We start from the raw sequence: 14347 nt of genomic DNA on the forward strand, positions 1-14347 counted from the left end.
AGTAAAAGACGGGAATTAGGTACTGGGAAGTTGGGGAGTCGCTTCAAGCTACTGAGTTAACTAATTGGATTCGCTATGGCTCAAATGGCAAAGGGGATCGGGTTTGCGGCTGGCTATGGCTCGTCGTTAAGTATTGAAGTAATATCGCTTACCAACATCGGATTGAAACTTATGGAGTGAGTAAACAAATCTAAACGTTTTGGGCTTTACACGGGATGATGCCTAGGGCACGCAAAATCCACAAACTTGCCAATCAAGTCTATATGAAGAGATTTGATGTGGATGTGGTGCTTAGGAAAGGAAAGCTTGATAATCCGCAGATCGATAAGGTTAGGTCTCGTGAGGACCATCGGCCAATGATGGTGAAAAACAAGAGAGCGGGCGAAGAGAGGCCCAAACGAAACGATATCGTAACCTATCGGATGCCAGGCTCTTCAGAGCCGTATATTTTGGCTAAATCGGGTGGGGTATCACTTTTTGATGGCATCAGTAACAAAGTTCCATTTAGAGAGGGAAAGGATGCTTGGTGGATAATTAACAAAGATGCGAGATTGGAACCAGGATTGTTTATTGTAATAGATATGTTTCCCGATGCAGAAGGCAATACCCACTACTCGATTGAAGCGAAAATCGATATGCCTGTTTCTGAGTATTTTGAAAAGCTTGCCGCCTTATAAAAATATATGAGAGTTAAGTGATGTATTACAGCTACAAAGATTTGAACTACATACGAGAGGCCCTTGCTTACTACGAAGAAAAATTGTGTGATGTTGATATTAACGAATGTGATGATGAAGAAGCTGAAGAGCTTCAAGAAGATATTCTGTACATGGGACGTTTGAGGGCGCTGACCGAAAGAATGATTGACGAGTGGGAGAATAAGGGCCCCAGTTTAACCTCAGTCTAAAGGTCAGGACATAAAGTAAAAAGGTTAAAGTAGTTAAGGCCTCCCTTATGTAGGGAGGACGTATTGAGATAATTATTTAAACAAATATAGGTACAGGTTGCATCTGCCCTCAATTGCCTAACCAGGTTTTTATTTTATGAAGAGATTTATACTCCTGGCATGCAAGCTTCTATTGATAACTGCTGTATTTATACTGCTGCTGTTAGTGTCATTTATAACTACTACGCTATTGGTGCAAGGAGATCAACACCCAGAAAGCTGGGTGATAAATGTCTATGATGTTTCCGCCATGGCAATAGTAATTGCCCTATACATTGCTGTAATGGCGTATACGTTCAGGAGATTTCTTAATGCAGAAAATCACTTCAGGAAGTAGAAATATAGTGGTGTGATTAGCTTTCGCTGTGTGTCCAAAAAATGTGCTTGGGGAACTTGTTCTGAGCACTCAGCTGTCTAATTTTTGTTCACTTTGGAGCAAATATAGATCTCTTCTCAGTGGGCGGGGAGGGAATTGAGGGAGTGGGTGCCTATCTTTATTTGATTGCCTTTCACTTTCAGCACTGTAAGTGAGACCTAGGTGCCTATCCGTAGTTTTCGCCGGTTCGATGCCCTAGGATCAATATATTTATTTCATGCTGATACTCAAGCCGTAGGTGGGCATTCCTTGGCAGGGAAGCATGATGGGTGCGTGGGGTAAGCTGGGAAGCGAACTACTTACTGACCTGGGAGATTCCATCACTCCAATTACTGACAAATGGGGCAATTTTACAGCTTGGTTTGAAGATATGGATGATGAGTCAGATATTGACCCATATCCTGATATTTTTGTGTGGACAGATTGTGTTTTAGTAATGAATGAAAAATCCAGAGAGGTATTAAATAACCTTTTGGAAAAAATTGGTGAGTTCTTACCTTTTGCTACTCCAAAAGGTCGTTACTTTGCGTATATCCCTCACCTAGTGGTTCATGCCAAAGAGGAAGAAAGTAAGCGGGAAGTAAGAAACGGAATAGAAATGGAATCAAAGTCCATTGTTTTTCTCATGAGGAAGTTGGTACAAAGGCTATTTTCAAAACAGCTTTTAATAATTTTACCTGTGCTTTTTGTGCAGATACCCTTAAAAAGTCTGTTCAATAAAATGATCTTACTGGCGTGCGGTTTGAAAATCGCTTAGCCTAACTCTTGAGGGGCTCATTCTATTAATTAAGGGACCCCGCGATTCTCAAGATTAATAGGCCCTATGGTGGCAGGGCCCCAGTCATCTTTTCCTATCAAAATACACGAAGATCTTCTCCCTGTGAATGAGGTGAGATTTGGGTATTGTAGATACCACGCTTTACATGGTTGCCGGTTACGTCCAGTAATGCAACAGAGACATTTGTACCGATTTTAATGCTCTCACCTTTAGGAAGCTCTAAGATCATAATTTTTTAGTGCCAATACTTAAGGTTGTGGCTGGGCATTCCCTGCTTCAGAAGTTACAGGTAGAACGGAGTAGAGTGTGAATGGCACAGGCACTAAGTTCCTATAGTTTGAGGAATCACTACAAGTGGTTGAATTCACAAAGCTTTTACAGTTTTGTGTTATTTTGCTTACTAGGCCACAACAATATTGCACGGTGCTTTATTTTAAGAGTTTCTAAAATTGGTTTTTAAATAATGATTTACTGGCGGACGCACCGGGTATTATGCTCCATAATAACGACCTAAAGAACCATCAATATCTATATTCAGGGAGGACCGTAGAAATTGAACATGATATCAGAAAGGATTTGGTCACTAAGAACGTTAGACTGGAACAGGGTTCGTCGAAAACGACTGATCAATGTTAAACGCAACAGTGTCTCTTTTAAAGGAAAGTTTAATTTAGGTACTAGCGTTAGAAAGGGACCAACCCCACAGCTATTTTTTCTTGGTTTCTATACAGAGAGCGGGATAATCCAATACTAAACAGATCCTTCCAAGACTTCCGTGTACAAGTATCTCCTTGCTCGATGTTAATACAGGGAGTCGGTATGCTCGGTTGCTAGCTTGGAATCTCATAGTAACTTTTAAATAAACACTCTCATTAGGGGAACATTCATGAAGCTACCAACACTTATTTTCTCTTTGGCCCTGGTTTCTATCGTGAGCGGATGTGCGTCTAATCAGCATATCTACTCATCAGACGGTAAATGTCTTACCTGCTGGAATAATCCGGTTACTGGCGACCCCATCAATCACGATGGAAATACTCGCCAGCAACAAGCTGCACAGGAATTCCAGATGGAGCAGACAAGCACTACCGACAATACTGCGGTGAATACATCTGCCAATAAGCCTACTAATCATAAAATCGCATTTACCGTGCCTGTGAATGTGGACGTGGTGTTCATGAAAATTAAAAGAGAATTTGAATACCAATCAACCAGTGAAATCCAGCAAGAATTCGGTAGCTTGGCAAGTACAAAGATGCAAAATTTTGAATATCACTACGATATTATGCCATCTATGTATTATCACATGAGGGATACTCGTATGCATAACGGTGTGATTACAGTAATTGATTTTAGGGTCGAAAAGGTCGCTGATAAGGAAAGCTCTATAGAAATTACTTACTGGCCACAAGCCAAGTCAGTTAATGCCATTCAGTTCGGGGAATCTCTGAAAGATCGTACACGAAAGGCATTAAATATCTAATGGAAGGAAAGGGACACCAATCTGTTTTTATATTGTCTGAATGGCCTTTTTCCAGAGCGCTGCCGGAGAGTCCAATAGGCAAGATGAGAAGAAGGGTGAGAATAGTGAGTACACCCCTGAGTAAATTATGAATCCTCTGATGGTCTATTTTGTTCATTGGGTTTTGAGGATTAAAGGGAGGAGGTAACTGATATACGTTAGTCTAAGCAGATTGTATTAACGCTAGCAATGTATAGAACTCAGCTGATCGTCCCAGTTAGAGTCGATTTTTGACTTATAGAAGAGCGAGGGAACCTTTCTTATACATGTTAAGATAGCTTTGAAATAGCGACGTATCTATCTTAGAGTTGTTGTGTCCTTATGGGCGCGATTACTATGAGCAAAAGCTGGATGCTAGGATGGGAGATTCTCCTCCTATTAAGAATCTATTTTCAAAGCCCTCTATTCTTTAATTTTTTCTATTTTGAGATCCACGTAGATTTTTTCATTGTAGTGGCAAGGGAGTCCGGGAATGGATACCTATCTTTACTCGATCACCTTTCACTTCCAGTGGTTTTACCAGAATATGTGCCCAAATAAGTGGGCTCTCATGTATTTGGTGCTTTAGGACGAGCGTGTTTGTTTTCTGCTGATGCCAATGACGTGGGAGAGTATTCCTTGCTGATGATGGTTAAAAAGATGATGTTTATTGGACGAGGGTTCTATTTTACGGGTCTCCCTTCTTGTAGGAGCTTTAAGAGTGATGCTCCGCAGGTGAGGAGCGCCCATAGTGGTGCTGAATAGGGAGGGTGCTAGTCTTCTGAGTTGGAATTCCAGTATAGCTTGTTGAATTTATATGTTTTTTTATATTTTAAATGTTGATTTCCGTGTCTGTCTTCTGCTGCCATCCTAGTCAATCTATTTAGCGGGTGTCCAGGATGGTTTTTTAGTAGTAACTTAATGACTGAATGTATATAAGGGATAATGTAAATATGAAATACAAAGGAAGTTTTGTAATTCTGGTTTTAATGTTGTGTGCGTCACAAAATTTTGCTGCCGAAAATTTATTTGAAATTGATCGAAAATTTAATGCAGGTGTTTCTCTTTTTTCAGATCTTGACAAATGGTTGTCTAATGTTGATGGCGTTTCGTTAGATGTGAGGGATAATTACGTTACTTATAGTGTAAATATTCAATATTATACCAAGCAAGGGTTTTGGGATGTACATCCTAGACCCTATTTTCACTAGGAGAAAGATAGCAAGAAGGCGTTCAAACATCTATGCAAAAAGCATGGTGGTATCGATGTGACCGCAGTTGAATATGTAGATAAAAGATATAGGTTGCCGTATAAGAAGTATTATAAGTTTTTCAGGAGCCGCTATCAAGCATCTTCAATTAGAAAGCCTTTCTATGAAGCATGTGAAGTCAATGGTCAGCATGTAATATTCCAGTTTGGATATTATAAAGTTGATAATATTTTTTGGGTTAAGGTAATTGATAATGAATCATATATGGCTAATAGGAAGGAGGACTTTGAAAGATGGCAGAAAGCAATGGCTTCTGCTAGAAAACAAAAAATGGCAGAGGAATTGAAAGAAAAAGCTAGAATTAGAGAAATGGAAGAGAATCATCAGAAAAAGGTTGCCTTGGATAGGGCCAAGAGGGCAGCTGGGTTTAGGAGTAGTTTAGAAGCTGGAGACATGACAAGTATAGGAATGGTAGTAGATATTAGGAAGCCGATTGCAAAAATACAACTGCAATCTAATGGCGATGAACGTTGGTACAAAATTGATGAGCTTTATCCAGAGTAAGTTGATTGATAATCTTAAGGAGTATTTTCTCGACGAAAGGATGATTAGTCTTTTTGAGGGCAAAGTCGTTATGGGCCAAACCTGGTTATTCACGCGAGCATTGGTAGAAAGTAAAAGTGAGCTCTGCGTGAACTTCACAATTGGTGTGGCGTCGATTTTAGGTATGCCGCTTGTTCGCTCTAATTTACGTTGCCATTTATCTTCTGTCGGGAGGTGATTTGTTGTAGTTGTGGAGAGGGTTTTATAAGTATGCCGTTCTCGACCTCGAAGATGGCTAACTAACAATAGTGTCGCTATGGAGCCTCTTTTCTAAGAGAATCTGCTCTCAACGCTTTTCTTCACCTAATTTTTCGATATAAATATAGGTCTCTTTACGACGGGTCGAGCAGGATTTGGGGGCGCGAGCACACATCTTTTCTTGATTGCTTTTCGCTTCGAGTACATCAGCTGGGACATTTGTTCTAGTTTGAAGGCTTTCGCTGGTTTGGTGCTTTATGGTCAACCTATTAACTTTCTAGTGCTATTCAAGATGTGGGTGGGTGACCCTTGTTGGTACGTTCGGCAAGCAATGCTTTTCGGATGGGGAGTGGCTGTAGTGGTGCAGAATAGGGAAGGGGGGCTAGGCTTTCTGAGGTGGTATGTCGCTAGAGCCTGTTGAATGTAAATCATTTTAATAGACCAATTGCAAATTCTCTCATTTGGATTTTGCTTCTCTGCTCGCCACCTTAGTTGGTAGGCGTCCAATATTGTTATCGGAATCCCTATATTTCATACTCTAAGAATATGGAGTTATAAGATGCCCCCGTCACTATAGTTATAGTCCATCTAGTTTAAGTTACAGAGTAGTTTACAAGGTTAGATAGTTAAGTGGATACTACAGCCTTTTCTAATGTTGAGGGCCTCTTAACTATGCTTATGTCTAGGTTATTCCTTGCTAAATTAAAATTCTCTAATGATATCTTATCTAGAAGTGATTCCAATAATCGATGTAAACCATTTTCACTCCCATCGGAAGAAATATCGATTCTCTGTATTCCCATATAAGGTTCTGCTGAGTACAAATCATTGAGCCCAAAAGGTTCCAGATAATAGTCTTGAAAATCAAGGCTATGCTGTTCTGATGACCTCGGGTATAGTAGCACCAATCCTTTCACTGGGCACCGACCATCACGCTCACGCACAGCATGGATATATTTCAACTGACAACTTTTCAGATCTTCCCATACATCTCTTTCCTGTCTACATTTTGCATCTAAGATCAGTATATTTCGTTGCCCAATTTTGTTCTGAATATCTAAAATAATGTCGGGGGTCCGTCTTTGTCTTGTATATCGGTCAGCAATAGCAATTCTGTCATCTGGTTTGGCTCTATCAATTGTTGGCCATGAAGGTTCGTAAAGTAGTTTGACAAAGTTATCCCCATAGTAGCCATAAAATAAAGCTTTGCTCTCATTTATTCCGAACGAAGTAAGCCAGTTGTTTACTGTGAGTACTGTATAGTATTCAAATAACTTCCATGTGGAATTTATCGAACTGAAAATAATTTTATCAAGCCATAGAATTTCACACTTTACTAGCCAGTCATGCATAGCTCTAACCATAGCCATGTAAGGCTTATTGGATCGCATTTTTTGTGTAGGATTGAGGGTTTTTGGTTTGATCGGTTGTGTAGGTACTCGTTTATCAAATTGTCTAATAAGGTACCCACAGTGTAGGAAGCATTTCTCAGCTCTTTTAGAATAACTAGAACCGATACGATTGAAAAATTTATTAGCTATACTATAAAAATTTCTATAAGTGGCGCCATCTTCGGCTACTAAATCAAAGGAATACTTCGAATCAACATCTAGCTTGCACTTCGAAAGTATTTCTGAAGCATTGGATCGAAGCGTTATGAGGAAAAAACGGATTAATTGGTTTTCTTGGATGTTTGTGCTCTCCAATGGAGTTGAGTTTTCAACCTCCTCCATTGTCAGCCAGCGAAATTGAGAGTGAAAAATAGCATTTTCAGGGCAATCAGCCTCTACAGATTGACCTGCATTCTCTAAAACCCATTCGATATCATTTCCTTGCAATGATTCTGGCATAGGATTCTTTAAAGTTCTTTGAGTAGGGCGGAGCGCTTTTATAGGGCGATGCATAATCACGCGGATTATCTCGTCTACTTCTTCTAGGGTATTTTCTAGCCGTTGAATTCGATCCGCAATGCTAACGCCGTTATTAGCTAGATTTGCTCTGAACTGAGTAGGCGAGAAAACATTAAGTAGCTCTTGAGTAATGTTATTTGATAGATAGTTAAGTATTTTTTCTATTCTTTGAGCAGTTATCTTTCTGCCGCATACGTTAATAGATTCAAACAAGATTCTTGATTCTATGCCCTCACTAGAAGTTATTAGCACATTCATGTTGGCTATTCCGCAATAGTGTAAAAATAGGGCGTCATAGCCATATCGCCTATTGCGGCGAGGAGTAAACTTGAAAATACTTGTCACATCACTATAGTTATCCAGAGCCCCACTGATTTCGGCATCTCCAATGAATAGCTTTGCTTTAATAATATTTGGGGGGCACTTTAGTTCGAATTCAATTTGATCTGTTTCAAATACAGTTTTTTCAGTGAATGCCGCTTCCTCATTTGCAGGTAAAAGAAGATATTCTTCCCAGCTATTCTTGCGGGGTTTTAAGTTTTTAAGCAACAATTCCATAGTTATAGAAAGCTATAGTGATTTAGGTAAGAGTCGCCATCACGAATTATTCGTTCAAGAATTTCCTGGGAGCGTTTCCAGTTGTTTTGCTCAGCATAGATAAGCATTGCTTTTAATGCTTCCTCTACCGTACTGCCTTCACAGTTTAAATGAGGCAATAAAAATTGACTGACTGCAAAATCTTGGGCGGTAGTTTCATTATCAAGTGCCTCAATTGCAGCGCTCAGATATTGTTCAATATTGTTTCGGCGCCGGCCATCTAAGTATAAACACTCACGAAGCTGGGATGCTTTATCAGTCCCCTTGCTCATAAATGTTTCAATTAATGCGATTGACTGACTTAACAAATTGTTGTCTAGATTTTCTTTGCGACCAAAATATTTTTCTAACAATTCATTTGTGACTGCGCCATTGATTTCTATTGACTCTCCCTCTACTTCTCGATCGTCATTGATATCCATGGTAATTACTGGGGCCCGATCCAATAGACGGCTGGAAATCGGTTCCACAGTTGCATCATTATTAATAGTTGCGAAAAAACGTAAGTTGCCCTTTTTTACTGGGTAAATATATCGATTTTCACCACTGGACGCACCCGTATTAATGGGTCTATCAGCACCTTCTTTATCGCACAGGCCGATGAAGTCAGACCAGTAATGTTCAATCGGTGAAAGGTTGGCTTCATCGAGCAAAATCATCCGGACATTTTTTGCCTCATCAAGATCACCATTTTTCAGAAATTGATAAACGCCAGTTTTAGATTCTTGGAATTCACCTCGGAGAGAGTTGTAATAGCCTATGAGGTCCCGGCTCCCTGACCAGCCTCGTGCCACTGGAACATTCAGAAAATCGCCATTTCCAGAGTTTGTTGCACCTTCCTTTATTCCAAGGCTTTGTGCTAAATTAATCGTGGTGGATGTCTTGCCGACGCCGGGTCTACCTTGAAAGATCACCATTAGGTTTTGTTGGCTGCAGATTAGTATATTTGCAACTTCGACTTCTGACAGTTCTCTACTGCTAAGGAGATTAATTTTATGGGTGATAGTTGTTATGAAGTCACCAACTTTTGGGTGAGTTGTGAAGCTTGCAGATGGAGCAGGAGAGTAGATTTCTTTTTTGTGAGTGCCTAAGTTTCGCCCATTGAATTGAGTATAGCCTAAGCTATCCATAATGGTATGAACCTCAATTAGCGATTCAGCAAGGTTTTCAGGTTTGCTTAATATTTCTCGCTGTTTCGTGACCGTTCTTTTATGTAGGTCTGCGTCTCTTTCCAACTCGAAGCATTGCTCCCTTAACCTTTTTTCCTCTGCTTCCAGTTTGCTGATCGAATCAAAATGTTTATATTTTTCAACTAATTCTCGCCCTTGAGCTTTGAGTTTCTGTATGTTTATCTCTTCATTATCTTTTTCTTTGATCAGGTTTTCAATTTCCTGATTGTATTCGGCCTTGCCTTTGGCTAGTTCCTCCTCGACACGTTTGTTTACATTTTGCAGAATAGCTTCTTGCTCCTGGATGCTGGCCTTTATGGTAGTCTCCTTTGATAGATGTTCGGTTATTTTCTTCTCAATAGCATCTAGCTCATCTGTCTTGTCAGATACTTCCTGTGCGGAAATAACATTAGGCTTTCCATTACCCCACTTTTGGACTGCTTTTTTTCCTGAGTCTGTTTCCAAGTATTCTTCTAGCAATGACTCCCATGGATCACTTTCCTGCATTTCGATCAGTAATTTTTTTGCACGCTCGACACGTGCAGGGTCTTCTAGATGGCTTCCCCGATGATCCAAGAAGTATTCAATGCCTTTTTGGAGTTCATTTATTTGGCTCCGTTTAATGAGAGCCTTATTCTTAACCTTTAATGGGGATATGCATTTTTTGAAGATGTGATTCATTGGGATATAGTCGATTTCATCCCAGTGTTCTTTGGCGAGCATGCCGAATTTCTTCAGGCTGACAACGTACTTAAGTGCCGAGCCAGTGGCTGTAGTCGTCTCACATATTAGATTCTTGTCACGAAGGTCTGAAAGTTTGCTGCATGTAATATGATAATTTTTTGAGCCAAGAGCGACTGCATTTAGTGGGCAAGCTTTATAGCGAACTTCTCCATTTTCATTTGTATCCAGCGTTACTTCAAATGGCCCATAAATATTTCCTCGTTCTTCAATAAAATAATTGCCACGGTGTATCTCTGAAAATGATGGGTTAAATTCACCAGTATCTACATTTGGCAGGCTTGCTTCAATTATAGGTATGAATTCGTTATTTAGTCGCTGTACATTGCTGCCTTTGCCAGCCCAATCATGATAATCGTTTCTTATTGTATGCGTTTGTTTGTTGTATCTTGTAGGCTGAACATCTTTGATGATAAAGGGTTCATTTGATGAAAATTTGTTATGAATATGCTCATCATATCCATTGATTATCCAGCAGTATTGGCTCTCAAAAATATTTCTAGGAGGCGGTAGAGGAATGCTTGAGTCTTGCTCATAGTAAAATAGTATCTCGACTTCACCAGAAGTAAGATTGTTGTATTGCTTGCTGTTTATCGCAATGATGGTGTAACTATGACTCATCGTCATGCTCGCATAGAAATTATAGTCCATAGTTTTATCATCCTAAGAGGTGGATGATCAAGTTATAAACTTAGGTAAATTCGACTTCTGGTAGATATACGCTGGCGGCTATAATATGAGTGCTCCTCTAAGCGGTATGCCTCGCGCAATACGGAACTGAAGCTGGCTTCTCTCGGTTGCAGTTGATCCATTTTTAAGCAATTTTTTGTGATTAAGCTACTTTTGATTAGGATAATAGTTGGCGCTAAGAAAGTGGCTTTGATGTTAGTTTGCTTCTATTTAATTTGCTCAAGTGATTGTTTGAAGTATTTTAGGGAGGAATGGTTGTACTTACTTCTATTTGGGCTCTCATAGCCTCTCAGCACCAAGGTCAAGCATAAGCATAAACGATAAAGTATTGCACCTATAGTATTCGATTTGTATAGTAGCTTAAATTTTTTCACTACTTGGTCGGAAGGAGAAAGTGTTGTGCGCGGGGGAGGTGTAGTGAGAGTACCTCTGCATGCTGGAATTGAATATCTGTGCCTATACCGTAGTTATCTTAGAATGTTCTTTTATTTCGGATTTCTAGTAATTGAATGTAGTAGGTAGCTGTGGAATATCTTTAGTTATGTATCTATGCGGTTTTTTTAATGAGTTTTATTTCTGGTATTCCCGTTGCAACTCTTGGTTTTTCTCATATTTAGATGGGCTTCGTAAAACGTGATCATTTCTATTTTGGAAAAGATTTACCTCCGCATGAGCCACCTGGATAGAGATCCGGTGTGTATCTTTCTTCGGAAAAACTATTCTGGATGCCTTTCATCGATTTTCATTTCCAGCACTATGATTGAGGCGATCGTTTCAATTTTTAGGGTCTCATCGTTTTGTTGCTTTATGGCCAACCTATTTGCTCTCTGCTGATACACAAGCCGTGTGTGGATATTTTTTGGATAGGAAGTGTGGCAAGTGATGTTTTGCAGATTGGAACTGTTGTAGTAGTACAGAATAGTGAAATGTGGCAAAGAAAGAGGCGCTTAGTCTTGAGGGCCTTAAAGGTGCTAAAGGTGTTTTACAAGCTTGGGGATCACCGTATATCCAGTTATTTTTATGTGAGCCAGACATTAACTCCCGGGGTTTAAAAGTAAGAAAGTCTATACATCAATGCTAATAAACCCAATGTAATCGGTGGCTAAAATGTGTCTTTATTTGGCGGCTGTATGGAGCGATATTGATACAATCTGTCTGATAAGGATCGACTAATACTAAGGTTGAGGAAGGTTTCCTTTAGATATAATCTCCTTCCTTGGAGAATTTGCCCTTAAGACCTTCCGCTGCCTATTTTTTGTACTTTTTTGTGCGCACATAGATCTCTTCACGATGAACGGGAAGGGATTTGGGGGCGCGGATGCCTATCTTTACTTGATTTCCCTTCACTTCCAGCACTGTGATCGAGACATTCGTTCCAATTCTTAGATTCTCGCCTGTTCGGCGCTTTAGGATCAACATGTTTGTTTCCTGGCGATACTCAAGCTGTGGGTGGGCATTCCTTGGTGGGGAAGCTTGGTAAGTGATACTTGGTGGAAGAGTGGGGTGGGGCGCGGGGGCGATGGGCGCAGAATAGGAAAAGGCGGGCGCTAGGCTCCCAGAGCTTGGGGAGTCGCTCCAAGCTGCTGATTGTGCTCCACTTTATTGAAGACGAGCGGGTTTCTAGCGTAGTATGCATACAGCCATCTTGATAGGACTCTTATCAATTTGGTTAGCTGGCCCCTGGTGTTGCAGCACCTTGGGTCAGCGCCTTTTCTCTGTTCTTACTTCACGCTGCCGTTCTCCTGTTGAAGAGGTGGCTCTTTTTAGAAAATTCCTGGGTCTTTTTTTAGGGGGAGGTCTTACAGAATTTGCCTACCCACAGTCATAAATTCTGACAGTAATCAGTTAATTCTACGCAGAATTGATACTTAGAAAAACCTAATAAATTTCAATAAGATAATTTTGGCGCCGATATTTTTCTATGTGTTCGTTTAAGAGCTATCAAATTTCTATTATGTAGCCAGTGTTTTGTGACTTTCTTCTTTAGTCAAACTGCTTGATTACATCAAAATCCCTAAGAGTTGGTTATCACAAAGGGCAACTGGTGCAAGAGATTTTAGCGTTTTAATTGCACGATTTGATCAAATTAGGGTATGCCTGTTACCAAATTTTGTATGTTGCTTGATAACCTAGCAGAATGTTCACAGAAGGTATTATTATGCTTGATATAGCCGATATCTTAAACTTGATACGCCTGAATGAAATCGAGTTACAAAAAACATATAAAGAATTAGAGTCTGAAGATGCAGAAACTCGAAACAATGCTGGTGAAATTGTAGTTCAGGCTGAAAATTTGGGCAAAAAGCTTAAGCAGATGTATGAAGATAAGGGGCCTGACTACTCTGTGTATCCAAAATATGACGACTACATTGAAATAGTTGGTAAAAGAAGACAGATTAAGATTTGTGGGAAATAGAAGCCAAGTTATTGTGTTTCTTGTTTTGATGTATTCACTCAATAATTGAACATGTACTGCCTGAAAAGAGTCTGCAACTGACTAGAAGGATGGAGGGGCGTGTGGATTCTCCACTCATATATTTCGCTCTGGAGGGTAAGCTGGTTCAGACATTTTGGATCAATATAGGCATTTCGTGCTAACCTATATAGCTAATTTGAAAACAGCTTGTAAATATTGATGCTATTTGGTATTACACAAAGCCCTAAAGGGCCTAATTTAAGAAAGTCGGTATCGGTAAGATGTAATCTTTCCGGTATCAAGCTTACTTTTTTAAAGCCCTTAAGCAACGCCTCAAAAATTAGTGGTGAAGCGCCAAGTGCTGGTTTGCCATTGGCTTTCAGTGAGAATATCTACTCCTTAGATAATTTTAATGAAATTCGTAACAATGCATGGGGAATACTGCTTGCAGAGGAGAGGTATAAGTATTATGGGCCACCATTAATTAATCCTGATGTAGGCGGGATGGAATTTTCCGTCTCACTTAAAAGGATAGGCAATGGCTTAAATTTGCTGAAAGCCAGTGATTATGAGTGTTGGGTTGATAGTGATATTAGAGCCTATTACTCCCCTGGTACTGGGTCTGTGTTTCAGGAATGGCTTTATCTTTTTCCGCTGTTCTGGCAAACCTTTAAGTTACCTAACACGAATGATATTCAATGGGTTGCCTATGCTGTGCAAGATTTAAGTTGCCAGGAAGGCGACCTAATCAAGTATTACGTTCGTGCTGCAATTTCATCAGAGCATGAATTAGTTTTTTCTTTTAGAGCTACAACTGATGATTATGATTCTGGCGCTTTCGGGTTATTCAAAGAAATTACAAACTGTATATTGAATAGTGTTGAGATTATATTAACTGGTTCGATTGCAGAAGAAATTAAAGCATTGTCGAAATCTGGTCTTCGGAACTTCAGTGAAAAAATGCCCGAATTGCGATTTGATGATGCGCCAAAAAACAAGTTCAGTAATTATGAATTGTTAAATGATCCGTGTTTTTATTTTACTAAACTCAATAAGGTGGTTGACCGTAGACTCAGGTCGAAGTAGGAATTAGCCTCTCTGTCTAAGATGCTTTGTGCTGTCAGCAATATTGGGTCAAGTTGTATTTGTTGTGGGCTTACCCAGTGAACCCCAAAACCTCTTTTGGGATAATGCTTGGATGAGATTCCCTT

Annotated in this window: 11 protein-coding genes; 8 read left to right on the forward strand and 3 right to left on the reverse strand. The window is 39.9% G+C overall.

Annotated features, from left to right (window positions below):
• The first annotated feature begins 263 nt into the window (after positions 1 to 263).
• From ACJJIM_RS07930 to ACJJIM_RS07955, 6 genes are all read left to right on the forward strand, one after another.
• On the forward strand, positions 264 to 677 hold the full coding sequence (locus tag ACJJIM_RS07930) for a hypothetical protein (RefSeq protein WP_444912906.1): 414 nt from the start codon (positions 264 to 266) through the stop codon (positions 675 to 677).
• 20 nt (positions 678 to 697) lie between these two features.
• Entirely contained in the window at positions 698 to 907 is a 210-nt protein-coding gene (locus ACJJIM_RS07935) for a hypothetical protein (protein WP_444912907.1), read from the forward strand.
• A 677-nt stretch (positions 908 to 1584) separates the two neighbouring features.
• Positions 1585 to 2079, forward strand: coding sequence for a hypothetical protein (locus ACJJIM_RS07940; protein WP_444912908.1), 495 nt, complete (start codon positions 1585 to 1587; stop codon positions 2077 to 2079).
• A gap of 907 nt (positions 2080 to 2986) precedes the next feature.
• Positions 2987 to 3583 carry a hypothetical protein gene (locus ACJJIM_RS07945; protein WP_444912909.1) on the forward strand — a complete coding sequence of 199 codons (597 nt, stop codon included), beginning with the start codon at positions 2987 to 2989 and terminating at the stop codon, positions 3581 to 3583.
• 971 nt (positions 3584 to 4554) lie between these two features.
• On the forward strand, positions 4555 to 4812 hold the full coding sequence (locus tag ACJJIM_RS07950; protein WP_444912910.1) for a hypothetical protein: 258 nt from the start codon (positions 4555 to 4557) through the stop codon (positions 4810 to 4812).
• Positions 4813 to 4869: 57 nt separating this feature from the next.
• Positions 4870 to 5376, forward strand: coding sequence for a hypothetical protein (locus ACJJIM_RS07955; protein ID WP_444912911.1), 507 nt, complete (start codon positions 4870 to 4872; stop codon positions 5374 to 5376).
• Between the two features lie 863 nt (positions 5377 to 6239).
• On the opposite strand, the gene ACJJIM_RS07960 is transcribed toward ACJJIM_RS07955, so the two are convergent.
• The 3 genes from ACJJIM_RS07960 to csrA form a co-directional block, all read right to left on the reverse strand.
• Complete coding sequence (locus ACJJIM_RS07960) at positions 6240 to 8081, reverse strand: DUF2357 domain-containing protein (protein ID WP_444912912.1); 1842 nt, start codon at positions 8079 to 8081, stop codon at positions 6240 to 6242.
• 2 nt (positions 8082 to 8083) lie between these two features.
• Positions 8084 to 10681, reverse strand: coding sequence for a hypothetical protein (locus tag ACJJIM_RS07965; protein WP_444912913.1), 2598 nt, complete (start codon positions 10679 to 10681; stop codon positions 8084 to 8086).
• A gap of 1287 nt (positions 10682 to 11968) precedes the next feature.
• Positions 11969 to 12139, reverse strand: coding sequence for a carbon storage regulator CsrA (gene csrA, locus ACJJIM_RS07970; protein WP_444912914.1), 171 nt, complete (start codon positions 12137 to 12139; stop codon positions 11969 to 11971).
• Between the two features lie 739 nt (positions 12140 to 12878).
• Here csrA and ACJJIM_RS07975 point away from each other — a divergent pair.
• Entirely contained in the window at positions 12879 to 13136 is a 258-nt protein-coding gene (locus tag ACJJIM_RS07975) for a hypothetical protein (RefSeq protein ID WP_444912915.1), read from the forward strand.
• Between the two features lie 219 nt (positions 13137 to 13355).
• Positions 13356 to 14222 (forward strand): hypothetical protein, encoded by an 867-nt coding sequence (locus ACJJIM_RS07980; protein WP_444912916.1) that lies wholly within the window; start codon positions 13356 to 13358, stop codon positions 14220 to 14222.
• Positions 14223 to 14347: the final 125 nt, after the last annotated feature.

The organism is Microbulbifer maximicatervae (SeqCode) (assembly GCF_052467615.1).

Excerpts from the sequence above, each read along its gene's own strand:
- ACJJIM_RS07930 (WP_444912906.1), top strand. The coding sequence starts at position 264 with ATGAAGAGATTTGATGTGGATGTGGTGCTTAGGAAAGGAAAGCTTGAT.
- ACJJIM_RS07935 (WP_444912907.1), top strand. The coding sequence starts at position 698 with ATGTATTACAGCTACAAAGATTTGAACTACATACGAGAGGCCCTTGCT.
- ACJJIM_RS07940 (WP_444912908.1), top strand. The coding sequence starts at position 1,585 with ATGATGGGTGCGTGGGGTAAGCTGGGAAGCGAACTACTTACTGACCTG.
- ACJJIM_RS07945 (WP_444912909.1), top strand. The coding sequence starts at position 2,987 with ATGAAGCTACCAACACTTATTTTCTCTTTGGCCCTGGTTTCTATCGTG.
- ACJJIM_RS07950 (WP_444912910.1), top strand. The coding sequence starts at position 4,555 with ATGAAATACAAAGGAAGTTTTGTAATTCTGGTTTTAATGTTGTGTGCG.
- ACJJIM_RS07960 (WP_444912912.1), bottom strand. The coding sequence starts at position 8,081 with ATGGAATTGTTGCTTAAAAACTTAAAACCCCGCAAGAATAGCTGGGAA.
- ACJJIM_RS07965 (WP_444912913.1), bottom strand. The coding sequence starts at position 10,681 with ATGGACTATAATTTCTATGCGAGCATGACGATGAGTCATAGTTACACC.
- csrA (WP_444912914.1), bottom strand. The coding sequence starts at position 12,139 with ATGTTGATCCTAAAGCGCCGAACAGGCGAGAATCTAAGAATTGGAACG.
- ACJJIM_RS07975 (WP_444912915.1), top strand. The coding sequence starts at position 12,879 with ATGCTTGATATAGCCGATATCTTAAACTTGATACGCCTGAATGAAATC.
- ACJJIM_RS07980 (WP_444912916.1), top strand. The coding sequence starts at position 13,356 with ATGCTATTTGGTATTACACAAAGCCCTAAAGGGCCTAATTTAAGAAAG.